Here is a 26,106-nt window from a genome sequence, read left to right as displayed (position 1 = left end):
TTTTAATTTGTAGAAAGATAGAACACCATGTTAAAGAAAAATGAAATTGTAACCGTTGAGATTGTTGATTTGACACACGAAGGAGCTGGAGTGGCTAAGGTCGATGGCCTGGTCTTTTTTGTGGAGAATGCCCTGCCAGGAGAAATCATCCGCATGCGCGTGCTTAAAGTCAACAAAAAGATTGGCTACGGAAAAGTAGAGGAGTACTTAGAAAAATCCCCTCATCGTAATGAAGAGCTTGATCTTGCCTATTTACGAAGCGGAATCGCCGACTTGGGACACCTAGCTTATCCGGAGCAACTGAAATTCAAGGCCAAGCAGGTCAAGGATAGTCTATATAAAATGGCAGGAATCTCTGATATGGAAGTGCCCCTGACCTTGGGGATGGACCATCCTATCCAATACCGCAACAAGGCACAAGTCCCTGTTCGTCGTGTCAATGGTCAGGTAGAGACAGGATTCTTTCGGAAGAACTCTCATGATTTGATGCCGATCGAAGATTTCTACATCCAAGATCCAGTCATTGACCAAGTGGTCTTGGCTCTTCGAGATTTGATTCGTCGGTTTGACCTCAAGCCTTATGATGAGAGGGAACAATCTGGCTTGATTCGCAATCTTGTAGTCCGCCGAGGACATCATTCTGGAGAAATCATGGCCATTTTGGTCACTACTCGTCCCAAGGTTTTCCGTGTGGACCAGTTGATCGAGCAGTTTATCAAGCAATTCCCGGCCATCAAATCCGTTATGCAAAATATCAACGACCAGAATACCAATGCCATTTTTGGGAAAGAGTGGCGAGTTCTCTATGGTCAAGACTATATTACCGATCAAATGTTGGGCAATAGCTTCCAAATCTCAGGACCAGCCTTTTACCAGGTCAATACCGAAATGGCAGAGAAGCTCTATCAGACAGCCATTGACTTTGCGGAGTTAAGAGAAGATGATGTGGTGATCGATGCCTACTCAGGAATCGGAACTATTGGATTATCCGTCGCTAAGCATGTCAAGGAAGTTTATGGTGTCGAAGTCATTCCAGAAGCAGTAGAAAATAGCCAGAGGAATGCTAGCTTAAATGGCATCACAAATGCCCATTATGTCTGTGACACAGCTGAAAATGCCATGAAAAGTTGGCTCAAGGAAGGCATCCAACCAACTGCCATCCTGGTCGACCCACCACGCAAGGGCTTGACTGAAAGCTTTATCAAAGCAAGCGCCCAAACAGGAGCTGACCGCATCGCCTATATCTCATGCAATGTCGCAACCATGGCGCGTGATATCAAACTTTATCAAGAGTTGGGATACGAATTGAAGAAAGTTCAGCCGGTGGATTTGTTTCCGCAGACGCACCACGTGGAGTGTGTTGCTCTGCTCGTAAAAGCCTAGAAACCTTTGAACGAAAGGGATAATGAAAAGCCTTGAATTGTAAGGCTTTTTGTCGTATGGGGGGGAGTATCAGAGTGAGTAATTTTTTGGAGGGAGTAGAAGTGATAGCTAGAAATTATCAGTTTCTATTTCCATTTACACTGTGGGTACGTGTTTGTTTCCATTGACAAGGAGTTTGTGGGAATAGATACATCCCCACCTTGTTTGAATCAAGTGAAGTGTAGTTGAAGGAAAGCTGTTGAAAGGAATACTGCATTTTACCGAATAAGTAATAATTTAGGCAACTTCAAATCGTTTTTAAAAAAACTATTTTAAAGGTCAAGAGTAGACAAAAATTGTCCACTCTTTTTTGTAAACTCAATTTATCAATAAATGAAATGAGGGAATGTAAAATGAAATATTTTGAGGTTGAGTTAGAAAATCCTGATGAATTTTTAAAACTACAAACAGAAGATTTTGTGAAAGCTAATCGCTTGCTACTAAGGAAGATAATCCAGAGCGTTACAGTCTATGAAGAACACTTCGTCATATCCTTTAAATCTGGCATCGAATTGGAAGTATGAGACTCATTCCATAACTTTTATATTGAACATATCATCTTGTTGTGTTATACTATAAATTGATATAAACAAAGATGTAGGAGGAACCGAAACTATGACAGCCTCAATGCGTTTAAGATAAGCTGGCAATAAAAAAAGCAGAATCTATACCCAATGATAGGCTTTTTTGTTGTGCTTATTTATACGATATTGAGCATTCATTAGTTACGGTGAGGATATTGGTTATTTAACTATACCTTTATTTAACTATGTCTTTAATATGAATGTTTCCAAATTGTATGTATGCAGACCAAAAGCCACATTGTGGGGTTTGGCCTGCATTTTTTATTGCCTAGAATGCTATTCAAAATAGAAATTCAAGCAAAATAATATGCAGGAGATAATATAAATGGAAAAATACAACAATTGGAAACGAAAATTTTATGCAATATGGGCAGGGCAAGCAGTATCATTAATCACTAGTGCCATCCTGCAAATGGCGATTATTTTTTACCTTACAGAAAAAACAGGATCTGCGATGGTCTTGTCTATGGCTTCATTAGTAGGTTTTTTACCCTATGCGATTTTGGGACCTGCCATTGGTGTGCTAGTGGATCGTCATGATAGGAAGAAGATAATGATTGGTGCCGATTTAATTATCGCAGCAGCTGGTGCAGTGCTTGCTATTGTTGCATTCTGTATGGAGCTACCTGTCTGGATGATTATGATAGTATTGTTTATCCGTAGCATTGGAACAGCTTTTCATACCCCAGCACTCAATGCGGTTACACCACTTTTAGTACCAGAAGAACAGCTAACGAAATGCGCAGGCTATAGTCAGTCTTTGCAGTCTATAAGCTATATTGTTAGTCCGGCAGTTGCAGCACTCTTATACTCCGTTTGGGATTTAAATGCTATTATTGCCATCGACGTATTGGGTGCTGTGATTGCATCTATTACGGTAGCAATTGTACGTATACCTAAGCTGGGTAATCAAGTGCAAAGTTTAGAACCAAATTTCATAAGAGAGATGAAAGAAGGAGTTGTGGTTCTGAGACAAAACAAAGGATTGTTTGCCTTATTACTCTTAGGAACACTATATACTTTTGTTTATATGCCAATCAATGCACTATTTCCTTTAATAAGCATGGAACACTTTAATGGAACGCCTGTGCATATTTCTATTACGGAAATTTCCTTTGCATTTGGGATGCTAGCAGGAGGCTTATTATTAGGAAGATTAGGGGGCTTCGAAAAGCATGTATTACTAATAACAAGTTCATTTTTTATAATGGGGACCAGTTTAGCCGTTTCGGGAATACTTCCTCCAAATGGATTTGTAATATTTGTAGTTTGCTGTGCAATAATGGGGCTTTCGGTGCCATTTTATAGCGGTGTGCAAACAGCTCTTTTTCAGGAGAAAATTAAGCCTGAATATTTAGGACGTGTATTTTCTTTGACCGGAAGTATCATGTCACTTGCTATGCCAATTGGGTTAATTCTTTCTGGATTCTTTGCTGATAAAATCGGTGTAAATCATTGGTTTTTACTATCAGGTATTTTAATTATTGGCATTGCTATAGTTTGCCAAATGATAACTGAGGTTAGAAAATTAGATTTAAAATAAACAATATTGGAGGAATATTTATGTATCTTATTTTCATGTAACTCTTCCTGCTAAAATCGCAGGGTTTTCCCTGCATACAAGCAAATGAAAGCATGCGATTATAGACAGGAGGAAATGTTATGGAATTAATATTAAAAGCAAAAGACATTCGTGTGGAATTCAAAGGACGCGATGTTTTAGATATAAATGAATTAGAAGTATATGATTATGACCGTATTGGTTTAGTAGGAGCAAATGGTGCTGGAAAAAGCACTTTACTCAGGGTACTTTTAGGAGAATTAACTCCCCCAGGATGTAAAATGAATCGTCTGGGTGAACTTGCCTATATTCCCCAGTTGGACGAAGTAACTCTGCAGGAGGAAAAAGATTTTGCACTTGTAGGCAAGCTAGGTGTTGAGCAATTAAATATACAGACTATGAGCGGTGGTGAAGAAACAAGGCTTAAAATAGCACAGGCCTTATCGGCACAGGTTCATGGTATTTTAGCGGATGAACCTACGAGCCATTTAGACCGTGAAGGAATTGATTTTCTAATAGGACAGCTAAAATATTTTACAGGTGCACTGTTAGTTATTAGCCATGACCGCTATTTTCTTGATGAAATAGTAGATAAAATATGGGAACTGAAAGATGGCAAAATCACTGAGTATTGGGGAAACTATTCTGATTATCTTCGTCAGAAAGAGGAAGAACGTAAGAGCCAAGCTGCAGAATACGAACAATTTATTGCGGAACGTGCCCGATTGGAAAGGGCTGCGGAGGAAAAGCGAAAACAGGCTCGTAAAATAGAACAGAAGGCAAAAGGTTCTTCAAAGAAAAAAAGTACTGAAGACGGAGGGCGTTTAGCTCATCAAAAATCAATAGGAAGTAAGGAAAAAAAGATGTATAATGCTGCTAAAACCCTAGAGCACAGGATTGCGGCCTTAGGAAAAGTAGAAGCTCCGGAAGGCATTCGCAGAATTCGTTTCAGGCAAAGTAAAGCATTGGAGCTCCATAATCCATACCCTATAGTCGGTGCAGAAATTAATAAAGTATTTGGGGATAAGGCACTGTTTGAAAATGCATCTTTTCAAATTCCGTTAGGAGCAAAAGTGGCGTTAACTGGTGGTAATGGAATCGGAAAAACAACTTTAATCCAAATGATCTTAAACCATGAAGAAGGAATTTCTATTTCGCCTAAGGCAAAAATAGGTTACTTTGCACAGAATGGTTACAAGTACAACAGTAATCAGAATGTTATGGAGTTTATGCAGAAGGATTGTGACTACAATATATCAGAAATTCGTTCAGTGCTAGCATCTATGGGGTTCAAACAGAACGATATTGGAAAAAGTTTATCTGTTTTAAGCGGTGGAGAAATTATAAAATTGTTGCTTGCTAAAATGCTCATGGGTAGATATAACATCCTAATAATGGATGAACCCAGTAACTTCCTTGACATACCAAGTTTAGAGGCTTTGGAAATACTAATGAAGGAGTACACCGGAACTATCGTGTTTATCACCCACGATAAACGATTACTCGAAAATGTAGCAGATGTAGTTTATGAAATTAGAGATAAGAAAATAAATCTGAAACATTAAATTTAAGGTAGTCGCTGGTCAGTATAGTCTGTTCTGGTTGGCGACTCCATTGTTAAAGAGTATAAAGACTTTAGATTTTATGAATATTAAAAATAGGAACAGTCAATTGAACTGCTCCTATTTTTCTGCTAAATATATTGTAGTTTTCTTATATGTATAATGATAGATTAGTGGATTCTCTTCTAAGGTTCTTACTTCAAATATGAAGAAGTGATCGCGGTTATCTTTGGACTTTTCCTTATTGAGGACAAAGTAATTCTTATGTGAAGTCGCCATTGTTTTGAGGATATCATCCGTCAGGAAGGTTAATGGAATATTCATGTTAGAGTAGCGGTAGAAGTCACGTTCAAAATCTTGGTAGCTCTCGCTATAATAGTCCATTTGTAGGTGATTACGCTGAAACTCAAGCTGATTCATAGAGCACCTCCTCGACAAGTTCAATACTAATAATGTCTTTTAATTTCAAATTGATGTGACCTGTTGTAGTTTTTATCAAAATGAAATCTTTGGTCAGACTTGGTATTGTTCCAGTGTAGGAAACACGCTTGTTTTTTTCAATCACTTGAATGCGTGTGTGTAGCTGCCCGGCGTATACTTGACTGAGGAGTAATAATTTCTTCTCTAGTGATAAGTCAGACATGTACGTTACTTTGTTTGTATCATCAGAGAGTGCTGATGCATGTTCAGATAGGAAAAAGCCCATCCATTTTTGCATCTTTGTATCCTGGTACTCTCTTGCTGACTGAAATGGTAAGTATGAACGGTCAATCATTTTAATCCCTCCAATCCACCAGCGGAATGACCGCCGATAAGTTTACTGCGTTCAATATTTCTGGAACCTTCAGTTAGGACGGTTCCTTTTTGTATGGCTAAAAAGCCAAACTGTTCTCTGACAACATCAATAGCTGTCTGAAGTCTATTTTCTTTTTCAATTTGTTCTACATCATCAAAGAGTGATAGTAGAGTATAGCTTTCATCTACGAAACCACTATAAGATACACCAATTTGTCTCACTGCACCAGAGGTGTATTTCTTTCGGAATAACTCAAGTACATGACCAATCATTGTTTTTGGAAGATTTGCGGGGTCAATTTTTTTCTGAACATTTATAGATTTTTTCATCTCAGTCCTAGAATAGCCAATATGAATTGAGACGACAGTAGCTTTTTTATGTGCCGAGCGAAGACGGTTAGCAACCTGATCAGCCATTTCAGCTAATACGATTTCAATTTCTCTTTGGGTTCTGTAATCTCTAGGAAGTACTTGTGAGTTACCCAATCCTCGTGATTTTGGTTTATAGGGTTCATGGACGTTGCTCTCGTCAACTCCATTGGCGTGAAACCATAGCTGAACACCGACTTTACCGAATTCTTTTTTGAGAATATCAGGATTGAAATTTGCTAGTTCTTTGATTGAATGAATACCAAGTTTTTGTAAATGAATCTCGGTTTTACTACCAATCCCCCAAAAATCGGTTAGGTTTGGTATTGCCCAGACTTTAGTTTCCACATCCTTATAGGACCAGTTAGCTCTCATTGTAGCAGTTTTCTTGGCTTCATTATCTAGAGCTAGTTTAGCTAGAAGAGGATTGGAATTGCTCATTCCAACAGTTGAGATAATACCTGTTTTACGGTAAATATCTCTCTGAATCATAGCCGAAACATTATCTAACTTATCTTTCCTTGACATTAACTTATCAGAAATAAAGTAAGAAAGTGAGCTAGTAAGGTCAATAAAGCCTTCATCAATTGAATAGGGGAGAATGTCATCTAGAGCAGCATAATCTTGAAAGATATGCTGAATCTCTAGATTCTTCTCAATATATCTGTCCATTCGAGGAGTAACGATGAGTGTACGCTTTGCCCAGTGTTCAATAAACGATTTATACTTTGGTGTTACCTCAATCCCCTGTTTCCATGCATTTTGATAGCTGAATTTTCGAGTGTTGATATCAAATGGTAAGTCGTAAGAACGACCTACGTTCGCTTTACCGAATACTTTCTTAAACATTGGAGAAGAAGCGAGAATCAATCCTGCCGAGTTGTCTGCACGGCTCATGACGCACAGTGATGTGTAGAGTGGATGTAAACCTCTATCCACACATTCTACTGAAGCGTAGAAGGACTTCATATCGAGGAAGGCTATGTCACTTTGAGGTTCAATAGAATAGTTAATATAGCCCATAGAATTATCTCCGTTTGAGTTTTTCTAGCTCTTCGATAAGTTCTCCAATGTAATCAGTGATGTCGTATTCGAACTTATCAGGAGTGAAGATAATACGTTCATTCTTTATGTAAATCATTTCTTTAAAGTTCATTGGTATTGTCGTCCTCCTCGGTCATAGCAATAAAACAGAATCTTCTATCAAAAAAGCGTAAGGATAAATTTTTGCATCTTCATTTTGAGGAATAAGAATTTTATCGAATCCTTCATTTTCTAGTCGCTCTTCAAAGTTGTCCATATTGAAAATTTCAACTTTACAGTCCGGATTGAAACCATACGTCCTAAGTTCTAAAATATCCTTTAGCTTCATGACTATACTCCCTCTACAGGCATGAAGTGGCCTACAACTAGGCCAACAATTCGGAAATTATCATCTTTGGAAATAAAGCGTTCTGGGTTACCTACCTCATTGATTGACACCATTCGGAAACCATCTTCAACTTTGTAGAGCTTTTTGATGTAGGTCTGTTCATTCCATACTAAGGCATAGACTGCTCCATCATAGTCAAAACCAGTTTCACGAATAAGTGCTACCTCGCCATCTAGGTATTTTGGAGACATAGAAGTTCCTTTGATCCAAGTAGCAAAGTCATAACCATATTGATGAAGAAACGCTAGAGAAAGCCGTAGTAATGGCTGTAGAACTATTGAGTGAGAACGTGGATCTATTGCATGGAAAGTGGAATAAGATCCTGGAAGAAAATCGTCCACTAGAAAAGCATTATTGTACGAAGTTGGCTGAAATGATAAACAAGCCTTTATGGGAATTCGATTCGTATGAGATGTGTCAGGTTTTGGACAGTATTACAATCTCAGAAGATGGGCAGATAAGTGCAAAATTCTTAGAGGGGACTGAGGTAGATTTGTAAGTGACTGTGGCCGAAAGGTTGCAGTTTTTTTCGTTTTTAGTGGTATAATAGCCGTATAAATCATAATTGATGGTGAATTACATGGAAAATAATTTGAATTTCGATATTTACGAGCATCACTTTGGAGCATTATATTATCACATAAAATCTTTGATTGGGGAATCCCCTATCTATGATGAAACTATTGATGAGGAAGATTTAATATTTCTTCCCTCGAAGCATCTATTTGATATTGGAAATGTAGAATTTAATAGGTTCAAAGCTCAAGAATCAGAGTACCGTTCTTGGATTGAAATATATATCTTTAAAATCATCAAAAATATTTTAGAGCGAAAATCAATCTTCTTTGAGGAACATTATTATGGAGATGGAACTGAGGCATACTCCATGTTGCTTTGCCCTAATGGCATACGAGTTGAAGTATTTTTTCTTTATGATATTTCATATGAAAGTGCTAGCAATACGGATTATGATAAAATTTCAAAATCTCTTCATGCTAAGGCTGATAATGTTGATGAAATCCATATATTTATTTTACGTGATGCAATACATTTTGTGGACTTAGCTAACTTGGTGAATGGGAATAGTGAGTTAAATCAAAATGGTTTAGTAAAAGTCTTCCCAATAAAATCATTCTTTTTACAGTATTTTGATGAAGCAGAATATAATTCTTTTATCAGTTTCGCAAGAGAGTTTCATGAACGAATCATGAGTGAAATAACTTATAAAACGGTAATTATCCCAAGTAAAAATACATTATCAGCTTTTCGAACAAAAAAGTCCGAAATGTTACAAACTATGGATTATAAAGCAATATTCGACTATGGTAAATCAGGATTCCTTACAAATGAAGATTTTTTGAAAGTTGAAGGGAAGTTTTTAGAGAATAAGATGTATCTCGCAATGACTGGCAAAAATGATTTTTCAGAGAGTTTCATCAGTGCTGAATGGTTATTTGATATTTATAGCCATTCGATGGGTGAGTTAGAATTAACAGGTATAATATCAGGGTATCTAAAGTCAATAGAACAATTAATGTATAAGATAGTTCAACTTAATATTGATAAGGGATTTTCTATAAGATCAAACAGACAAAACGGAAACCGAAGGATTCAATATACTAAAGACAATGCTGAAATGATTGATAGTACGTTAGGGTCATTGAATGAATTCATTACCTCGAAAGAAGCAAAATTAGCTTTATCAGCAAAAGTCAGAGGCTGTATGAATCATGCAATTTCACAATGGACAAGATATCAACGAAATGGGTATTTTCATAAACATAATCTATATAAACAGGATAATAAAATCGATGAGATAAGATCGTTAACACTATTTTTATACTTTATCATATTAGGCGGGTTGGAGTTTTCAAGTATACAACTGAAGGAGTTGGGAATACATGATAAAGAGGTAATAGTGAAAGAAAAGTTTAACATTGACTCAGTGTATATAAATTTCAAGAATTGGTTTAATAAAGCTTTAAAGTTTGATTTACCAATTGAAATTCCAGGTCTAGTGTTCATGGTAAGTTCTCATAATGGGGAGTGGCAACTTAATGCATATTTGCTCAAAGTGTTTGATAGAAAAAAATATATCTCCCAAAAATATCAACTGTTAAATGGAGAACATTTGGAATTGAGTCACTTATATAATGTGCAATCTTTAAATTTGTGTGCTGCAGATATTGCTGAACTACAAGTAGTCGATTTGGTTGAGAAATTATTGGATATTTACAAAGCTGAACATAAGATTTTAATGAATAAAATAAGTGGGATTGTCCTATATTGTCGGAAAATTGAAAAACTAGTTCATTAAAAAAAGACAAAGTCAGTATAGACTTTGTCTAGAGTTGAGCGTTATCGTTTAAACATTTGGATGATATCCTTGACAGCATATATGATGTCACGAACACTACGAGTAGTATTCTGTATGTCCTTGACGATATTAAGGATGTCCTGGTCACTTAAATTCTTCATGGAATTATTCTCCTTTCGAATAAGATAAAGAGAACATCGATACTCAACAGGAACATTATAATATTTTTTTATCTAAATAACAATAGATTTAAGAGCAGTAATGATTACGTTTCATAGTGTAATTTAAATTTTACCTTGGTCATTTCGTTCCATAATATGGGTAAGACCTATCACCACATGTCGAGTGTGTAAGCTTGTTAGTGAAACGTAGCTAAACCTCAAAAGGTTTCCCAAACCTTTTGAGTCCCACAAACACATCACGTCGAATGTGTAAGTTTGTTAGTGAAACGTAGCTAAACATCTCGCTTTTACATTTCAAGGCGAGATGCTTCAAAGCTCCACTGGAGCTTTGAACTCCCCTTACCTTTTGAGTCCACAAACGCATCATGTTGAGGCGGTATCACTGCTCTTCCGATCTGAGACAGTCGAAAAGTAGAAGGGGATGGTATTGGTATCAATCAATGAGTAACAAAGTAACAGCATGATTCGTAATATTTACTTGTAATTCGCGGAGGAACATCAATATGGATGGAATAACAAAAGATTCTATAAAAACGGCTAAATTAATGAAACAATTATGGCCCCAATTGACCGATAAAGAAGCTATTGATGAAGTAAAAAGATATACGAATGGCAAAAATACTGCAATCTTTACTGAAGTTGAAGGTGACACAATTGTAGGTCTAGCACTATGTTCACTCAGATTTGATTATGTTGAAGGTTGTAAATATAGCCCTGTTGGATTCTTAGAAGGGATTATTGTCGACGAGGAATATCGTTTAAAGGATATTGCTAAAAATCTCTGTACAAAATGTGAGGAATGGGCGAAAAATAAAGGATGTAAGGAATTTGCAAGTGACTGTACTTTAACGAATACGGATTCTATAAGATTTCATCTCAATATTGGATTTCAGGAGGCAAATAGACTTATTCATTTTAAGAAGAAATTATAATTTCAGAACGTGGTAAAAATTTATGTATCTTTAGAAAGTGTGAAAGTTTGAACGAACAAATTTTTTTGATGGGTGGAAATCCGCCGATAAAGAACCATACGATTGTTAATAAAATTGTGTCATCAAGGAAGATCGAAAGAATTGTCATTTTTACAGTTTATCGAGAAAATTGGCAACCGTATATGAAAAAGTACACGGAAGTTTTCCAAAGTCAATTTCCTAATCTAAACACTGATTACTTACTCTTGGACACTGAGCAGATTGATTTTGATAGCTATCTAGATGTGGATCTAATTATCATTGGTGGTGGAAATACGGAAAAATATATAGCTACTTATGTCAATCAGGAGTTCAAAAATTATATCGATCATATGCTGAATAAAGGGGTGAAAGTTATAGGTTTTTCTGCAGGAGCCCTATTATTAGGAGAAAAAGTCTATGTCTCACCTAATGATCATTCAGATCATCAGATAAAGATAAAAAATGGATTAGGACTCTTTAGTCACTTTTTAATTAGTGTCCATTATGATTCCTGGAATGATAAAGCTAATAAGGATAGAGCTGAAGAACTCGTTCATGTTCCCATAATTCCACTAAATGATCATTCATGTCTTGTATTGGATAAACTTGGAAACATCACAGAGAAAATTGACTAGTTTTCATTATTTAAATCTTGATCTAGATGACTAAAGTGTAGACGAACTGTTTAATGAAAAGCCTTGATTTTAAGGCTTTTTTGCATTTTCCAATAAAGAACTTGACATTATTAGTTACTTCCACTACAATAGAATTACATACCATCGGTATGATAGAAAGGGACTAAAATGGCAAGGAATAGAAACTCACATGAAACTAGAAAAAAAATACTAGAGGTCTCTAAAAACTTATTTTTAGAAAAAGGATTTGATAATACGTCAATCCAAGATATCATAGATGGCTTAGGTGGATTAACAAAAGGTGTTATCTATCATCATTTTGAGTCTAAATATGATATACTTCAAACAATCATTAGCGAAAATAATCAAGAAATTTTAAATTATAATTGGAGAGGAAATACTGGATTAGAAAAGATACAAAATTCTTTGATGGACTCTTTCTCTAATTTTGAACACCAAAGGCTCGTATACTCTGCCTCAATCATGCTAAGAAGTCCACGTTTGTTAGGGGAGCAGTATCTAGGTCTATTTTCTGATTTTTTACCCGAAATTAGAGAAAAAGTTTACGAAGGAGTTGAAGATGGGTCTATTAAAACAGAATATCCAGAAGAGCTAGCAGATTTAATTGTTTTAACTCTAAATATTTGGATTGGTTTTCAAATTTCTGTTTTTTCATTAGTAGAATTAAAGCGAAAAATGAATTTCATTAAACTTACTTTTGAAGGTCTAGGGGTACAGTTAATTTCTGATGAAATGATGGAGGTGATTTTCAACTTATTTGATCACTTAAAAAAATAGTAAATAAGTCGTCGCATGACATTTTTGTTAATACTCATTTCTATTTATGTATTATTAATTGAATAAATTATCTTACATAATTGATAATTAAAAAATAACATACTTTAAGTGTGTTATTAAAAATCTATTATACATACCGCAGGTATGTTTGTTTTTTAGTATATACATACCGATAGTATGTATAGTGATATTGTTTTAAAAATAAGCTTATTTTTAAATATTTGTTGAGATTAGTTTGAATAGTTTATTCTTTATTTACACTTCGGAGGAAAGAATCTATGTTGTCGCTTATTAAAATTGAATTAAATAAAGTTTCTAAATCTAAATTATTTTTAGCCTGGTTGTGTACTATATTTATAGTGTTAGGTATTACAGCAATCATTATTATGGGGTTAGGTACTGACAATAAACTAGGAGAATTCACTGGACAGGATTCTAATCTTATTAGAATTACTGGGAAATGGGAAGGTTGGGCAATTGTAGCATCATTGTTTTCATCTTTATTTACAAAAGCCGCATTTTTGATTTTTGAATCTTATTTATTATCTACGATTATCATTGATGAATTTAAACGAAGAACAATTTTTCAGTTGTTTTCTTACCCTATTTCTAAAATAAAATTACTATGGGGAAAAATTCTTTCAGTCATTCTAATAGCATTTATTGCCCATTTTTCTGCACATTTAGTGATTCAATTATTCATTAGATTCATGGCTGTTGTAACTGAATCTAGTTATATTCCTGTAGCTAATCAATTAATTAACTTAGCTGGAGTTACGTTTGGAACAGTACTAATAGGGTTACTATCATTTGTTTTAGGTATGATTAAGCATTCAACAGCTATAACAATGCTTACAGGACTTGGTTTAGCAGCATTACTTTCGAATGTCAGTCCAGGAAATTTATCTAATAATATTGCTGATAGCTTATTCTTTTTGATATTTGCAAGTTTCATAAGTTTAATGATTACTTCATTTTCAATTTATAATATTTCAAGACAAGATATTAGTATCAAGTAGCTTAGCTGAGTTTAATTGAAGGAAAGTTACAATTCCTTGATGATTTCTATAAAAAAGAAACCGTATAAGTTTGTATTTATACTCCGGGAGAAAAATTCTTGCATTTAAAGCTAGATATAGAAAGAGAGATAGAAATGAGAAATATTGTTGAAATAAAAGAAGTTTTTAAAACAATTGATAATGAAGAAATTTTGAGTGGTATCAACCTTCAAATTTCTGAAGGAGAAATCTATGGTTTTTTAGGACCGAATGGTGCTGGAAAAACAACGTTAATGAAATGTATGTTATCCTTATCAACAATTACATCAGGTAGTATTGAAATTTTTGGAAAAAAACTACAAGAAAATAGAGAAGAAATCCTAAGCCAGATTGGAAGTATTATTGAATCACCAATTTTTTATGATAATTGCACTGCAAAAGAAATTTTAGAAATGCACACTCAGTATATGGGGAAAACTGTTATTGAATCAGATATAATAAGAGCCTTAAGAATGGTCGGATTAAAAAATACGTCTAAAAAAGTAAAAGATTTTTCGTTAGGAATGAGGCAGAGGCTTGCTTTAGCTCGTGCTTTTCTAACAAAACCTAAATTGTTAATTTTAGATGAGCCAATCAATGGTTTAGATCCAATAGGAATTCAAGAGATTAGAAATCTTTTGTTGTCGCTTTCTAAGGAGCATGGAATTACAATACTAATATCGAGTCATATATTATCGGAAATTTCACAGATAGCAGATAAGATTGGTTTTATCAAAAATGGAGAAATGGTAGAACAGGTCTCTATGAAAGAGATTAGGAGAGAGAATATTGACTTAGAAGAATATTTTATGTCACATTTTCTAAATGAAATTAAGAATTATGAGGTAGATTAAGGATGAAACAATTGATAAAGAACCATCATAAGGCTTTTTATGCTTTCATGATATTTAATATACTGGTCCCTTTAACTAATATTGTTTTTGCCTATTCTATTAAAGGTATTATTGATAGTGGCATGTCCCAAAATAAAGAAGCCTTAACTCAAGCGGTACTAATAGGAGCTACTGTTATTTTCATCTATGCAGGACTCAACTTTATATCTCTTCGATTGAAAAATAAACTTGTTAGGCAAATCATGTCAAGATACAAAAACAAGGTGTTCCAATCTATTTTAGATAGCGATTATAGAGACTTTTCTAAAGAAAAATCAGGGAAATTTATTTCTGTATTAACCGAAAATATGAAGAAAATTGAGCAAGATTATCTACACCAGTATTTTAATATTTCAAAAAACCTTTCCTTAATGATTTTTTCGCTCCTAGCTATGTTTATAGGTAATTGGTATTTGACCTTATTGGTTATCATTGCTAGCATTATTCCAATGATGATTTCTGGATTCATTGGACAAAAATCAGCTTATCTTCAAAAGAGTGCCATGATTGCCGATCAGAAGTATTTAGCTAAGGTTAAAGATATTTTAGCAGGATTTCTGATTATTAAAAGTTTTAATGTGAAAGAGGCTATCCGTCAAGATTACAGAAATAAAAGCGAAAAATTGGATGAGATATATTTTATGAAAGGAAAATTTGATGTCTTAGCTAATGTTATTTCGCAGCTTTCGGGGATGATTGTTTTTTTAGTAGCCTTTGGTGGAGGAATGTATCTTGTTTTTAATGGCTATACCACAATTGGAAGTGTAACAGCTATTGTTCAACTGGTCAATTTTGTAGTAATGCCACTAAATGAAATTGGTATGGGAATGAGTAAATTTCGTGAAGGGCAAGCAACACTTAATGCATTTGAGGTAAAAGATGTAACTGGACTTCAGACTGGTGAAACGAAAGAATATTTCGATGATGTTATTTCTTTTTCAAATATAGACTTTTCTTACCCTAATGCTGAAGAAAAAATTTTTAATCATTTATCTTTAAAGATTCAAAAAGGGGAAAAAATTGCAATTGTAGGAATGTCAGGGAGTGGGAAATCAACTTTGCTCAATCTATTACTGCGTTTTTACGATATAACAAGTGGGCACATCTCCATTGATAATATAGATTTGCAAGCTATTTCAGCAGAGAGCCTTTATAACTTAATGACTATTGTTCAACAAGATGTTTATATCTTTGATGATACTTTAAGAGCCAATATTACTCTTAATCAATCCTTTACTGATGAGGAAATAAAGCAAGCTGTACAGCAGTCAGGTTTAGAAAGTTATGTTTTAGAAAATGAATCTGGTCTACAGACTTTATGTGGAGAGAATGGCTCAAATCTATCTGGCGGACAAAAACAAAGACTTAGTATTGCGCGTGCCTTGATTCGAAAAACACCAATCTTATTATTGGACGAGGCAACCTCGTCTTTGGATAATCAAGTAACTACTGAAATTGAAAAGTCAATCTTGGATATTCAAGATTTAACTGCACTTGTAGTCACCCACAAGTTGAATGAGAACATTTTGAAAAGATATGATAGGATTCTCTTTATGAAAGCAGGCGTCATTGTTGAAGATGGTTCTTTTTGTGACTTGATGGATAGGAGAGGTGAGTTTTATAAGTTGTTTGAGTTGAGTGTGTAATTCTCTTTCGTTTTATAGTATAATTTTATAAAACAATCTATCACTTTCGTTCTGTAGTATAGATGTTTGCTAGCATCACACGTCGAGTGTGTAGCTTTGCTGGTAAAAGCCTAGAAACCTTGGAACGAAAGGGATACTGAAAAGCCTTGATTGTAAGGCTTTTTTTGCATTTTTGTGATAGAATATAGGTAGTTATAATCGAGAGCAACTAAGAAGCAGAAAATATTACATTTAAAATAATCAAGATATGGAGATGAAATGACAGAAATTGATAAAAGGAATTTAAAAAATTATCTTTATATTACATTTGGAATTACTTATATAACATGGGGGCTTCTCGCCATAATTACGCAATCTCATATTTTGGGATTAGAAACGATTATAGGGAGATCATTACATATAGTAGGTGCACTTGGACCAGCTATTGCAAGTGTCTTTTATTTGAAAAGGAATAATATAAAATTTCAACATTTTGTATTTAGTAAGAAAGAAAATAGTAGTATTTATTTCATTATTCATTTGTTAGCAATTTTGATACTATTTTCTTTATCTTCCTTAGAATTAAACGGAGTATCAATTTACCTGATGCCACTATTCTATATTCAATTAATCTTTTTTGGTGGTGGTCACGAAGAATTAGGATGGAGAGGCATACTACAACCCTTACTTGATAAAAAATATACTTATTGGAAATCTAATTTGATTGTAGGATTAATTTGGGGGATATGGCATCTGCCTTTATGGTTTATTGTTGGAGAAAGTCATCAAGGATTTCCTTTTATTTTATTTTTTATATATACGTTATTTTTAAGTTTTGTTTTAGGGCTTCTTTACCGTCAAACACAATCTGTGGGGTATTGTATTTTATTTCATGCGTTCGCAAATTTGTTAAATCTCTATTTTGTGTTGAAGATTAATCTTACTTTTATTATCATTTTTATTGCTTATTTAATTTATACAATATTGGCGAGTAATAGAATTAGTAAGGAAAAGAATTTGTATCCAAAATAACTGGCTATACTCTAGAAAATGAAGGTGATTTTGTTCAAGGTTATATAGTAGAAATAACGAAAATCTATATGAAAGGTTTAGAGTAAATATGAGTCTCTTATTTGAAGAATTTAAAACCATTTGTTTCCATTTAAATCGAGTCGGAATTACACCGACACTGATGGGCTCTTTGGGATTTGAGTTTAGAACGAAAGAAAATTGGGGGCCGTCTGACATTGACATTCATGTGCCTGGTGACCCTAGAGGTTGGGAAGCACCTGATCATCTCAGAATTTATGAATGGGACAAGATAATGAAAGTGATGAAAGACTTAGGCTACGTCTTAATAGATATTCATGAGCATGAATTCCAAAAGGATCGAGTGAGTGTTGAATTTGGAAGTATCGATTCCTTACTTGATTTTGCAGGAGTTTCGGAATCGGATATAGAGCTTATTCACATTGAAGGCATCGCTTTTCGTCTTCCAAGTCTGGAGCAGTATCTAAGTATTTACAAAGCTTCTTCTCAAGACTCATATCGAAATGATCACAATAACAATAAGGATTTTAAAAAGATCGAGTGGCTGGAAAGACATTTGTAAATTATCATATGAAAAGTAGTAAGTTGTAAGACTGGCTGCTATGTTATTTTTATCTTCATTTTTATTGGTCATTTAATTTATACTATATTGGCGAGTACTAGAATTAGTAATGAAAAGCAGGTGGAAAAATTGTAAAAGAGCCACAGGGACTTTTCTGGGGTGGATATCACGCATATTTTTCGGATTTAGATGGATATTATTGGGAAGTTTCTTGGGAACCCAATTTTCAATTTGATGAAAATGGATTGCTGAAATTTTAGTAATTAAGGGAGATAGCAAAAATGGCTTCAAGTAAAGAATATTTAGATTTCATTTTAGAACAATTGTCTGAGTTGGAAGAAATATCATATAGAGCAATGATGGGTGAATATATAATTTATTATCGAGGGAAAATCATGGGTGGGATTTATGATGATAGATTTTTAGTGAAGCCTGTCAAAACTGCAATAGCGTATATGCCGAATGTAGAATACGAATTGCCGTATGAAGGTGCAAAGGAAATGCTATTGGTAGATGATGTTGACAACAAAGAATATTTAACCGGCTTATTTAATTCAATGTATGATGAGTTACCTGCACCAAAACCAAAGAAAAAGAAATTATGAAATCTCAGTTTATCTAGGTTATACCATTTAACGATAACCTTATGCGATCGTTAAAAAGTATGTGAATATGTTCTCGATGACTGCGCATGTTGAGTGTGTAAGTTTGTTAATAAAACGCAGTTAAACCACTCGCTTTGACATTTCAAGGCGAGAGGTTTCAAAGCTCCACTGGAGATTTGAACTCCCCAAACCTTTTGAGTTCTAGGCGAATTCCTGTTTGGATGGAGTGATACTTTGGTTTGGATCTGGGCTGTGATATAGAGGTCATGACCAGAAATAATGAAATAGAGGAGTAAAATTGATGGAGAAAAATAAGCTCAAAGCAATTATGTTTGCCTTTCTGGCAGCTGTTTTTTATGCCATAAATGTACCGATATCAAAGGTTCTTTTGCAGTATGTGGGCCCGACTACAATGGCAGCATTGCTGGATCTCGGTGCTGGGATTGGTATTGGTATGATGTCACTCTTTAATAAGAAGGACAGGGAGAAAGCTGAGAGCCTGACAAAAGCAGAACTTCCCTATATTGTCGGAATGATTGTTCTCGATATTGCTGCACCGATTTTTCTGATGCTTGGAATCAGCTATGGTTCCTCTGCCAATGCCTCGCTTCTCGGGAATTTTGAAATTGTGGCGACGACGGTCATTGCACTGATTCTCTTTAAAGAAGCTGTAACCAAAAGATTATGGCTGGCCATTGGACTAATCACCCTGTCAAGTATCCTGCTGTCGTTTGAAGGAACAGATAGCTTTCATTTCTCTTATGGTTCTTTGCTGGTGATCATGGCTACCGTTTGCTGGGGACTTGAAAATAACTGCACTAGAGAACTATCATCAAAGAGCACCTATCAAATTGTGATGCTAAAAGGCCTATGCTCTGGTCTTGGCGCTCTGGTCATTGCTCTGATAAAAAGAGAGTCCTTTCCAGGAATCGGCTATATCGCCATTGCCTTGGCTTTAGGTTTTGTGGCTTACGGACTCAGCATTTTCATGTATGTGAGAGCGCAGAATGTTCTCGGAGCAGCTAAAACCAGTGCCTATTATGCTGTCAATCCCTTGATCGGAGCTCTCCTTGCTTTTGTATTTTTAAGTGAATCCTTATCCTGGATGTATGTGATCGCCTTGATCGTGATGGTCATTGGTTCTGCTTTAGTGGTAGTCGATACGTTTATTCGCCAACATGACCATGAGCACCAGCATACATTCACGCATAGCCATGGCGGAAGTACCCATACGCATACGGTAAGGCATTCGCATGTCCACAAGCATTATCTAACAGAAGAGAAGCACAGGCATCGTCATTCTATCGAGGAACTAGAGTGTCTAGCAGAGGAAAAGATAGGTAAAAGCAAATAGAAGACAGACTATTACGAGAGTCTGATATGAAATCAGAATGAGCTGCCTTTGTTCTGAAATTCGGTAGATGCGAAGAGTTTCTGAGAGCTATCGGTAAAACTTGTATGGACAGATTAAAAGTTAGAGTACCATCTTTGCCTCGTTTTTGAGAAAGGACAAAGAAAAAATGGAAGCACAAATTTTTTTGATGGGTGGAAATCCGCCGATAAAGAACCATACGATTGTTAATAGAATTGTGTCATCAAGGAAGATCGAAAGAATTATCATTTTTACAGTTTTTCGAGAAAATTGGGAACCGTATATGAAAAAGTACACGGAAGTTTTCCAAAGCCTTTTTTCTAACCTAAACACTGATTACTTACTCTTGGACATTGAGCAGATTAATTTTGGTAGCTATCTAGATGCTGATGTCATTATCATCGGTGGTGGAAATACAGAAAAGTATCTAGCTACTTATGTCAATCAAGAGTTCAAAAATTATATCAAGCATATGCTGAATAAAGGTGCGAAAGTTATGGGATTTTCTGCAGGAGCCCTATTATTAGGAGAAAAAGTCTATGTGTCACCTAATGATAATTCAGATCATCAGATAAAGATAAAAAATGGATTAGGAGTCTTTAGTCAGTTTTTAATTAGTGTCCATTATGATTCATGGAATGATAAAGCTAATAAGGATAGATCTGAAGAACTCGTTCATGTTCCCATAATTCCACTAAATGATCATTCTTGTCTTGTATTAGATAAACTTGGAAACATTATTGAGAAAATTGACTAGTTTTCATTATCTAAATCTTGATTTAGGTAACTAAAGTATAAACGAACATTAGATGAAAGGTTTAAAGTAAACATGAGTCTCTTATTTGAAGAATTTAAAACCATTTGTTTCCATTTAAATCGAGTCGGAATTACACCGACACTGATGGGGTCTTTGGGATTGGAGTTTAGAACGAAAGAAAATTGGGGGCCGTCTGACATTGACATTCATGTGCCTGGTGACCCTAGAGGTTGGGAAGCGCCTGATCATCTCAGAATTTATGACTGGGACAAGATAATGAAAGTGATGAAAGACTTAGGCTACGTCTTAATAGATATTCATGAGCATGAATTCCAAAAGGATAGAGAGAGTGTTGAATTTGGAAGTATCGATTCCTTACTTGATTTTGCAGGAGTTTCGGAATCGGATATAGAGCTTATTCACATTGAAGGCATCACTTTTCGTCTTCCAAGTCTGGAGCAGTATCTAAGTATTTACAAAGCTTCTTCTCAAGACTCCTATCGAAATGAACAAAATAACAATAAGGATTTTAAAAAGATAGAGTGGCTGGAAAGACATTTGTAAATTATCATATGAAAAGTAGTAAGTTGTAAAACTGGCTGCTATGTTATTTTTATGATCATTTTTGTTGGTTATTTAATTTATACGATATTGGCTAGTAATAGAATTAGTAAGGTAAAGGATTCTAAAATTTAGATTAGCGTATCTATTATTGAAAGAAACGATTGGCTAATTAGATGATTAATGTTAGAGAATTTTCAATTGTAATTTTAAGTGGAGTTATGGATGTTGTTTCCTTTGGAAGAGGTTCTTCGCACAGAACACATAACCTGTCTATCAAAGGCAGAGTGGATTTCATTTAAGTAAATCTCAGTTTGTACTTGTTCCATATTGAAGCAGTGAAGTAGAAGTGGATACTTCCGGCACATGCGATAGAAACCGTAGAATTAGGAGTAATTGGAGCAGATGACTACATTTCATAAAAAGATAAATAATGAACCGTTCATGTTGTTGGAGCTCGGCATAAATGAAAATGGGTATAAGTTTGCTTCTGATATCAAGACAGCACTATCTACAGCTGAAGGTGAACTTGATTTAGTATCTAGTAAATTAGAGGAAAGCTTAGATTCCTTGAAAAAGCTAACACCTGAATGTGATAAGACCGATTACATTTTATCTGCGTGTAGTGGAGCCCTATGTGGTGTTATAGATGTATTTTTGGTAGGAAAACCGGGAGAGTCTCCAATTGGAGAAATTACAGATAAGTGGTTTGCTAATAGAACAGAAGACTTTGCTAAATTGTGTGGATGGACGGGTGACAAAGGAAATTTATCATCAGCAGTTAGACACTTAGAGAAAAAGTTCAAAATACCTTACGATCAAAATGGCATTGGAGACATAGCGAAGGGATTGTTGGATTTGACGCCAACCAATCATCATTTTAAGTCGTTAGGCCACAATCCTACAATACTTGGGCTATTCTTTTCCATTCTAGATCAGTTTACAAATACATCGCATTTTGTTTCAGAAGGAGAATTGATCACATTCTCTAAATTTGATGGTGATTTTCATTTAGAAGGTAAAAATATACCAAGTAAACTGTTCTGTGGATTTGTAAATTGGTTTGGACACTTGATCTCAGATATATCAGGATCATCAAGTAGTAAAGGAAGAGGAATGGGAATTCCTTCACCTTTCTGGAGCTGGACAAATGATATTATTACAATAAAGAGGAAGTTGAATCTTCCTGTTGGAGAATTTGATAAATCAATAAATAAATTAGCACTCGATATTTATAAGCAAGGCTATGATGCAAGATTTCAGACGGCACAAGCTATACCGGTCTTTGTTAATGAATTATTGGTAAGGATTATTTACTCAATAAGACGTCTAGTCAGATATTTCTCAATGACAAAAAAGGACGATAGATCCTTTTCGTTGTTATGGAAGTCATGTGAACCATTTTCGAATGCGACAGTAAAACGAATGTTGACTGTAGCACATGGTACTTTCTGTGCTATAGACGCAGGAGATGCTATTGCAAGAGGGCTTACTAAAGGTGGTGGTAGTTTAAATGTCACCGAATTTGTAATGAGATTGAATATTTTTGGAATTGGAAGATTTACGATTTCATTATATGGAGAGACAAGCAGAGGTTTAAAGCGTCATGTTATCAAGGAGAAAATAATTATCCTGAAACGTGAAAAATTAATACTAGCTGATTATGTTGATGGTTTGAAGTTCCTTGCTGAAATATATGATGATGAGTCATTGCTGCTATTTACAATAGAACTAAAAGAAAGCGATATGTATGTTCAAGCCTTTGAGAAGTCGGTAATCTTGGCAGAAAAAAGAAATGTTCCTAAAGATGAGATACTTAGAAATAAAGCAGATATCGATTCTTATTTTAAAGGGAGTGAGAAAGAAAAATGAGTAAAAAGAAACAGAAGAAATCAAAACTCCAAGTAGCTCAAGATAAAGCTCAGGCTGCAATCAAAGAAACAAATAATGCCATTGGAGAGCTAGGAGAATATACAAGAAGTTTATACAAGTCATTAACAAGCATACAGGAACAATTTGATAAAATACGCAATGTACCTAGTGAACAGAAGCTTCAGTATGAAGAATTAAAACAGATAAGATTAAATTGGAAGCAACAAGCAGATAAGATTGATAAGGACTATAAAAACGTAACAGTAAAAAATGCAGGTGTAGGAGCAGCTGGAGCAGGACTGGGTGTTGCAGTAGTAACAATGGGGCCGACAGTAGCAATGGGTGTTGCTACAACTTTTGGAGTTGCATCAACTGGTACTGCTATCTCTACTTTAAGCGGAGCTGCGGCTACTAATGCTGCATTGGCATGGCTTGGTGGTGGAGCACTTGCTGCAGGCGGTGGCGGAATGGCAGCAGGAAATGCTTTTCTTGCTTTGGCAGGTCCAGTTGGATGGGCTATCGCTGGTGTCTCTTTATTAGCTAGTGGATTAATCTTTTGGAAAAGTAAGAGTGATAAGAACTACTTAGAAAATGTATTTATCGCTATAAGTGAAAGAGATATAAAATCATATGAGCTTGCTATTATTGAATTAAAGGAACGTATTAGTCGAATTATTGATGAGAACAGTAAATTAACTGATGCCATAGGTGAAATTGAAAGTTTTGGGTTAGATTATAATAAGATGTCTGAAGCGCAGCAATATGCACTTGGTTCATATGTAAATCTGATGCTTTCATCAACGCAGTTGCTAGTAAATCCAATACAAGGATTATTACCTAAATTTTCTGAGGAAGATTTTGATAGCTTTATGTCTTGGAAAGATAGAGAAATAAATAAAGAGACTTGCACAGAACACAAGGATTTTATTGTGTCTTTAGCAAATCTTCTTTATAAGATTGAACTTTATGATCGTGATAAAAAGCTATTATGGAAGTCTCTTAGAAATAATAAGAAGATGATTAAATCGATGGATATCTCAAGGAAAGAGTTTGATTTGGATATCATGAATGCAATTATGGAAGCATTAAATTTCAAATATAAAGTAAGAGGTAGTGAGGGTGTGGAATAGAAAAGGACTACCGTATAAAGGTTGAAAAAATATATATTATTGATTTAACTGAATTTGCAGAGCAATGAGGACCAATCCCATATGAGCAGTGAGAAATATGTGGAAATGAGAAAATACGATATACGCATGTTATGATGCATCCTAATTACGCCGAAGAAGTATGGTAGAATGTATCCTGGTGCTGATTACTCGGCAAAGTATTACTAAAAGCCCTACAGTAAGGAGTTTAAACATGAAATTCCATGAATTTGGTGATAAGAATTTGCCTCCTATCTTACTGATACATGGCGGTGGTAGTTCTTGGTGGAATTATCTTCGTCAAGCACGGATTTTGTCAGAAGACTACCGTGTTATTCTACCCACTTTGAATGGCCACGGCGAAGAATATCAACTCGATTATGTTTCTACGGAAGATTCTGCTTTGGAGATCCTAGACTATGTCAAAGCAAACTGTGGTGGAAAGGTGTTTGCGATCGGTGGCGTTTCACTTGGTGGTCAAATTGCCATGGAACTTTTATCCTTAGACAGCGAGATAGCTGAGAAGGCCATCATAGATGGAAGCATCTGTATTCCTCAACCAAGGTTAGCTAAAATCAGCATCTTTCTAGTATCACTATTTGGTAAATTGATGTTCAGTAAATTCTCTTGCAAACTTCAATTAAGCATGATGGACAAACTCTATCCTAAACTGGCTTATCCAGAGGAGATAAAAGCATATTATTTAGAGGATCTGCCAAGGACACCTATCAAAACATTGGTGACCATTTACAAAACCTATATGGGGCGTTACAAGCTGAAGGAGACGATTTCTGCTAGCAAGGCCCAGGTTCTGTATATCTATGGTGAAAAAGAATTAAACTGTGTGAAAGCATCGGCGAAATTATTTCAGCAGCTACATCCCAACACTATCCTGTATGAAGCAAAGGGGTATAACCATGGCTATCTATCAGCTTACCTGCCTCAAGAGTGGATTGATTTGGTGGTACCATTTTTGGAGAATAACGATTGATTATACTTTATTAATTTAGAAAGCAGAGTTTCATGGAAGTCAAAAAATATAGTCCGCTCAATTCCTTAAAAAAGATAGCAGATAACCTCTGGATTGTAGATGGGGAAGAAGTACTGATGAATTTCAAACTCTTCAAAGTGCCTTTTTCAACTAGAATGACAGTTATCCGTCTGCAGAATGGTGGTCTTTGGGTGCATTCGCCGATTAAGCCTAGTGATAATTTACTTTTTGAAATCAAGCAATTAGGTGAGGTAAAACACCTTATTGCACCCAATGTCTTACATTATAGTTATATAAATGAGTGGCACGAACTATTTCCGGAAGCAGAAGTATGGCTAGCTAGTGGTGTTCAAAAGCGTGCCAGAAAATCGGGAATGAATTTATATTATGGTCATGAACTAGAGAAAGCCAATTGGAACGAGGAAATTTGTTTTACAACATTTGAGGGAAGTTTTTACGTGAAAGAGGTTGTTTTTTTCCATACTGAAAGTTCAACTCTAATTTTAACGGATCTTATTGAAAACATAGAAACAGAAAATTTATCGATTTTTGAAAAGCTACTGTTAAAAATAGGTGATAATCACTATCCAAATGGTAAAACACCAAGAGATTTAAGAATGACCTTTTTATTTGGTAAAAAACAAGCATTGAAGAGTTATCATAAAATAAAGAAATGGGAACCTAAGAATATTATTATTTCTCATGGACCGTGTATCATTGGACAAACAAAAGAGATGTTAAACCAAGCGTTCTTTTGGCTAGAGAAATAGGAATTTACTATAAAGAAATTAATAAAATATATCTAATATAATTGACTAAAATTACTTGGAGTTGTTAAATTAAGATGTGGAATCTACTTAAATTGTTGATTCTAAGAGGTATCAGTTGACACGAGAGAAAGAATATAGATTAACTAACGGTATCTCTTAATTAGATTTAGTGAAAGAAGAATCCATTTTTCACTTGAATCCCTTCTCTTTCGTATGGTAGAATGTATATACAAATTGTATGTACAAAGGAGAG

General features: G+C 35.0%; 26 protein-coding genes and 2 pseudogenes. 23 read left to right on the top strand and 5 right to left on the bottom strand.

Translation table 11 applies throughout. The features are described from left to right. The first annotated feature begins 27 nt into the window (after window positions 1–27). The 4 genes from rlmD (at window position 28) to msr(D) (ending at window position 5,132) form a co-directional block, all read left to right on the top strand. Window positions 28–1,383 carry a 23S rRNA (uracil(1939)-C(5))-methyltransferase RlmD gene (rlmD, locus tag SM122_RS03100; protein ID WP_324737787.1) on the top strand — a complete coding sequence of 452 codons (1,356 nt, stop codon included), beginning with the start codon at window positions 28–30 and terminating at the stop codon, window positions 1,381–1,383. Between the two features lie 392 nt (window positions 1,384–1,775). Continuing rightward, window positions 1,776–1,946 carry a hypothetical protein gene (locus SM122_RS03095; RefSeq protein WP_002941306.1) on the top strand — a complete coding sequence of 57 codons (171 nt, stop codon included), beginning with the start codon at window positions 1,776–1,778 and terminating at the stop codon, window positions 1,944–1,946. A 385-nt stretch (window positions 1,947–2,331) separates the two neighbouring features. After that, window positions 2,332–3,549, top strand: coding sequence for a macrolide efflux MFS transporter Mef(A) (gene mef(A), locus SM122_RS03090; RefSeq protein WP_024052921.1), 1,218 nt, complete (start codon window positions 2,332–2,334; stop codon window positions 3,547–3,549). A 119-nt stretch (window positions 3,550–3,668) separates the two neighbouring features. Further along, the gene (gene msr(D), locus SM122_RS03085; protein ID WP_000420313.1) at window positions 3,669–5,132 is read left to right on the top strand and encodes an ABC-F type ribosomal protection protein Msr(D); all 1,464 of its coding nucleotides are present in this window, start codon (window positions 3,669–3,671) and stop codon (window positions 5,130–5,132) included. A gap of 117 nt (window positions 5,133–5,249) precedes the next feature. On the opposite strand, the gene SM122_RS03080 is transcribed toward msr(D), so the two are convergent. From SM122_RS03080 to SM122_RS03060, 5 genes and pseudogenes are all read right to left on the bottom strand, one after another. Further along, on the bottom strand, window positions 5,250–5,549 hold the full coding sequence (locus SM122_RS03080; protein ID WP_048716980.1) for a DUF5960 family protein: 300 nt from the start codon (window positions 5,547–5,549) through the stop codon (window positions 5,250–5,252). Further along, window positions 5,536–5,904 carry a hypothetical protein gene (locus SM122_RS03075; protein ID WP_150866938.1) on the bottom strand — a complete coding sequence of 123 codons (369 nt, stop codon included), beginning with the start codon at window positions 5,902–5,904 and terminating at the stop codon, window positions 5,536–5,538. Before SM122_RS03075 ends, SM122_RS03080 begins: the two co-directional genes overlap by 14 nt. Then, window positions 5,901–7,316, bottom strand: a complete 1,416-nt coding sequence (locus SM122_RS03070) for a Y-family DNA polymerase (RefSeq protein ID WP_150866936.1) — start codon at window positions 7,314–7,316, stop codon at window positions 5,901–5,903. Before SM122_RS03070 ends, SM122_RS03075 begins: the two co-directional genes overlap by 4 nt. Before the next feature lie 154 nt (window positions 7,317–7,470). Next, window positions 7,471–7,665: a hypothetical protein gene (locus SM122_RS03065; RefSeq protein WP_224783665.1), complete on the bottom strand. Its 195-nt coding sequence runs from the start codon at window positions 7,663–7,665 to the stop codon at window positions 7,471–7,473. A 2-nt stretch (window positions 7,666–7,667) separates the two neighbouring features. Further along, window positions 7,668–7,958: pseudogene (locus tag SM122_RS03060) on the bottom strand (S24 family peptidase); the annotation flags it as partial. Window positions 7,959–7,987: 29 nt separating this feature from the next. Here SM122_RS03060 and SM122_RS03055 point away from each other — a divergent pair. The 19 genes and pseudogenes from SM122_RS03055 (at window position 7,988) to SM122_RS02965 (ending at window position 25,853) form a co-directional block, all read left to right on the top strand. Then, window positions 7,988–8,224, top strand: coding sequence for a hypothetical protein (locus SM122_RS03055; protein WP_241679647.1), 237 nt, complete (start codon window positions 7,988–7,990; stop codon window positions 8,222–8,224). An 81-nt stretch (window positions 8,225–8,305) separates the two neighbouring features. Further along, window positions 8,306–10,042: a hypothetical protein gene (locus tag SM122_RS03050; RefSeq protein ID WP_046391402.1), complete on the top strand. Its 1,737-nt coding sequence runs from the start codon at window positions 8,306–8,308 to the stop codon at window positions 10,040–10,042. A gap of 685 nt (window positions 10,043–10,727) precedes the next feature. Further along, the gene (aac(6'), locus tag SM122_RS03045) at window positions 10,728–11,156 is read left to right on the top strand and encodes an aminoglycoside 6'-N-acetyltransferase (RefSeq protein ID WP_155169051.1); all 429 of its coding nucleotides are present in this window, start codon (window positions 10,728–10,730) and stop codon (window positions 11,154–11,156) included. A 47-nt stretch (window positions 11,157–11,203) separates the two neighbouring features. Then, entirely contained in the window at window positions 11,204–11,812 is a 609-nt protein-coding gene (locus SM122_RS03040; RefSeq protein ID WP_155169053.1) for a Type 1 glutamine amidotransferase-like domain-containing protein, read from the top strand. A gap of 168 nt (window positions 11,813–11,980) precedes the next feature. Next, the gene (locus tag SM122_RS03035; protein ID WP_002890498.1) at window positions 11,981–12,610 is read left to right on the top strand and encodes a TetR/AcrR family transcriptional regulator; all 630 of its coding nucleotides are present in this window, start codon (window positions 11,981–11,983) and stop codon (window positions 12,608–12,610) included. A gap of 278 nt (window positions 12,611–12,888) precedes the next feature. Then, window positions 12,889–13,629, top strand: coding sequence for a hypothetical protein (locus SM122_RS03030; RefSeq protein WP_155169055.1), 741 nt, complete (start codon window positions 12,889–12,891; stop codon window positions 13,627–13,629). A 134-nt stretch (window positions 13,630–13,763) separates the two neighbouring features. Further along, window positions 13,764–14,501 carry an ABC transporter ATP-binding protein gene (locus SM122_RS03025; protein WP_155169057.1) on the top strand — a complete coding sequence of 246 codons (738 nt, stop codon included), beginning with the start codon at window positions 13,764–13,766 and terminating at the stop codon, window positions 14,499–14,501. A gap of 2 nt (window positions 14,502–14,503) precedes the next feature. Then, window positions 14,504–16,186: an ABC transporter ATP-binding protein gene (locus SM122_RS03020; protein WP_155169059.1), complete on the top strand. Its 1,683-nt coding sequence runs from the start codon at window positions 14,504–14,506 to the stop codon at window positions 16,184–16,186. A 258-nt stretch (window positions 16,187–16,444) separates the two neighbouring features. Further along, window positions 16,445–17,197, top strand: coding sequence for a CPBP family intramembrane glutamic endopeptidase (locus SM122_RS03015; protein ID WP_150905908.1), 753 nt, complete (start codon window positions 16,445–16,447; stop codon window positions 17,195–17,197). Window positions 17,198–17,285: 88 nt separating this feature from the next. Beyond that, on the top strand, window positions 17,286–17,777 hold the full coding sequence (locus tag SM122_RS03010) for a phosphoribosylanthranilate isomerase (RefSeq protein WP_150905910.1): 492 nt from the start codon (window positions 17,286–17,288) through the stop codon (window positions 17,775–17,777). Between the two features lie 119 nt (window positions 17,778–17,896). After that, window positions 17,897–18,037, top strand: a pseudogene (locus SM122_RS03005) (VOC family protein); the annotation flags it as partial. Window positions 18,038–18,058: 21 nt separating this feature from the next. Continuing rightward, window positions 18,059–18,382 carry a TfoX/Sxy family protein gene (locus SM122_RS03000; RefSeq protein WP_003006804.1) on the top strand — a complete coding sequence of 108 codons (324 nt, stop codon included), beginning with the start codon at window positions 18,059–18,061 and terminating at the stop codon, window positions 18,380–18,382. Window positions 18,383–18,683: 301 nt separating this feature from the next. After that, window positions 18,684–19,736, top strand: a complete 1,053-nt coding sequence (locus SM122_RS02995; protein WP_324737786.1) for a DMT family transporter — start codon at window positions 18,684–18,686, stop codon at window positions 19,734–19,736. A gap of 166 nt (window positions 19,737–19,902) precedes the next feature. Next, window positions 19,903–20,511, top strand: coding sequence for a Type 1 glutamine amidotransferase-like domain-containing protein (locus SM122_RS02990; protein WP_324737785.1), 609 nt, complete (start codon window positions 19,903–19,905; stop codon window positions 20,509–20,511). A gap of 72 nt (window positions 20,512–20,583) precedes the next feature. Next, complete coding sequence (locus SM122_RS02985) at window positions 20,584–21,075, top strand: phosphoribosylanthranilate isomerase (protein WP_254804003.1); 492 nt, start codon at window positions 20,584–20,586, stop codon at window positions 21,073–21,075. 402 nt (window positions 21,076–21,477) lie between these two features. Next, window positions 21,478–22,944 carry a hypothetical protein gene (locus SM122_RS02980; protein ID WP_223325680.1) on the top strand — a complete coding sequence of 489 codons (1,467 nt, stop codon included), beginning with the start codon at window positions 21,478–21,480 and terminating at the stop codon, window positions 22,942–22,944. Then, complete coding sequence (locus tag SM122_RS02975; protein WP_324737784.1) at window positions 22,941–24,074, top strand: hypothetical protein; 1,134 nt, start codon at window positions 22,941–22,943, stop codon at window positions 24,072–24,074. Before SM122_RS02980 ends, SM122_RS02975 begins: the two co-directional genes overlap by 4 nt. A gap of 232 nt (window positions 24,075–24,306) precedes the next feature. Then, window positions 24,307–25,083 (top strand): alpha/beta fold hydrolase, encoded by a 777-nt coding sequence (locus tag SM122_RS02970; protein WP_223325678.1) that lies wholly within the window; start codon window positions 24,307–24,309, stop codon window positions 25,081–25,083. Window positions 25,084–25,115: 32 nt separating this feature from the next. Further along, complete coding sequence (locus SM122_RS02965; RefSeq protein ID WP_003003604.1) at window positions 25,116–25,853, top strand: DUF4336 domain-containing protein; 738 nt, start codon at window positions 25,116–25,118, stop codon at window positions 25,851–25,853. The last annotated feature ends 253 nt before the right edge of the window (window positions 25,854–26,106 follow it).

Origin of the sequence: Streptococcus gingivalis (assembly GCF_035544715.1) — a bacterium.
GTDB classification, from domain to species: Bacteria; Bacillota; Bacilli; order Lactobacillales; family Streptococcaceae; genus Streptococcus; species Streptococcus gingivalis.
The sequence above is the reverse complement of the archived record's forward strand: the minus strand, read 5'-3'. Positions and strand labels throughout refer to the sequence as shown.

What these genes read in the sequence shown, in the direction of transcription:
- rlmD (WP_324737787.1), top strand. Translation starts at nt 28, where the DNA reads ATGTTAAAGAAAAATGAAATTGTAACCGTTGAGATTGTTGATTTGACA.
- SM122_RS03095 (WP_002941306.1), top strand. Translation starts at nt 1,776, where the DNA reads ATGAAATATTTTGAGGTTGAGTTAGAAAATCCTGATGAATTTTTAAAA.
- SM122_RS03080 (WP_048716980.1), bottom strand. Translation starts at nt 5,549, where the DNA reads ATGAATCAGCTTGAGTTTCAGCGTAATCACCTACAAATGGACTATTAT.
- SM122_RS03075 (WP_150866938.1), bottom strand. Translation starts at nt 5,904, where the DNA reads ATGATTGACCGTTCATACTTACCATTTCAGTCAGCAAGAGAGTACCAG.
- SM122_RS03070 (WP_150866936.1), bottom strand. Translation starts at nt 7,316, where the DNA reads ATGGGCTATATTAACTATTCTATTGAACCTCAAAGTGACATAGCCTTC.
- SM122_RS03065 (WP_224783665.1), bottom strand. Translation starts at nt 7,665, where the DNA reads ATGAAGCTAAAGGATATTTTAGAACTTAGGACGTATGGTTTCAATCCG.
- SM122_RS03055 (WP_241679647.1), top strand. Translation starts at nt 7,988, where the DNA reads ATGGCTGTAGAACTATTGAGTGAGAACGTGGATCTATTGCATGGAAAG.
- SM122_RS03050 (WP_046391402.1), top strand. Translation starts at nt 8,306, where the DNA reads ATGGAAAATAATTTGAATTTCGATATTTACGAGCATCACTTTGGAGCA.
- SM122_RS03035 (WP_002890498.1), top strand. Translation starts at nt 11,981, where the DNA reads ATGGCAAGGAATAGAAACTCACATGAAACTAGAAAAAAAATACTAGAG.
- SM122_RS03030 (WP_155169055.1), top strand. Translation starts at nt 12,889, where the DNA reads ATGTTGTCGCTTATTAAAATTGAATTAAATAAAGTTTCTAAATCTAAA.
- SM122_RS03025 (WP_155169057.1), top strand. Translation starts at nt 13,764, where the DNA reads ATGAGAAATATTGTTGAAATAAAAGAAGTTTTTAAAACAATTGATAAT.
- SM122_RS03020 (WP_155169059.1), top strand. Translation starts at nt 14,504, where the DNA reads ATGAAACAATTGATAAAGAACCATCATAAGGCTTTTTATGCTTTCATG.
- SM122_RS03015 (WP_150905908.1), top strand. Translation starts at nt 16,445, where the DNA reads ATGACAGAAATTGATAAAAGGAATTTAAAAAATTATCTTTATATTACA.
- SM122_RS03010 (WP_150905910.1), top strand. Translation starts at nt 17,286, where the DNA reads ATGAGTCTCTTATTTGAAGAATTTAAAACCATTTGTTTCCATTTAAAT.
- SM122_RS03000 (WP_003006804.1), top strand. Translation starts at nt 18,059, where the DNA reads ATGGCTTCAAGTAAAGAATATTTAGATTTCATTTTAGAACAATTGTCT.
- SM122_RS02995 (WP_324737786.1), top strand. Translation starts at nt 18,684, where the DNA reads ATGGAGAAAAATAAGCTCAAAGCAATTATGTTTGCCTTTCTGGCAGCT.
- SM122_RS02990 (WP_324737785.1), top strand. Translation starts at nt 19,903, where the DNA reads ATGGAAGCACAAATTTTTTTGATGGGTGGAAATCCGCCGATAAAGAAC.
- SM122_RS02985 (WP_254804003.1), top strand. Translation starts at nt 20,584, where the DNA reads ATGAGTCTCTTATTTGAAGAATTTAAAACCATTTGTTTCCATTTAAAT.
- SM122_RS02980 (WP_223325680.1), top strand. Translation starts at nt 21,478, where the DNA reads ATGACTACATTTCATAAAAAGATAAATAATGAACCGTTCATGTTGTTG.
- SM122_RS02975 (WP_324737784.1), top strand. Translation starts at nt 22,941, where the DNA reads ATGAGTAAAAAGAAACAGAAGAAATCAAAACTCCAAGTAGCTCAAGAT.
- SM122_RS02970 (WP_223325678.1), top strand. Translation starts at nt 24,307, where the DNA reads ATGAAATTCCATGAATTTGGTGATAAGAATTTGCCTCCTATCTTACTG.
- SM122_RS02965 (WP_003003604.1), top strand. Translation starts at nt 25,116, where the DNA reads ATGGAAGTCAAAAAATATAGTCCGCTCAATTCCTTAAAAAAGATAGCA.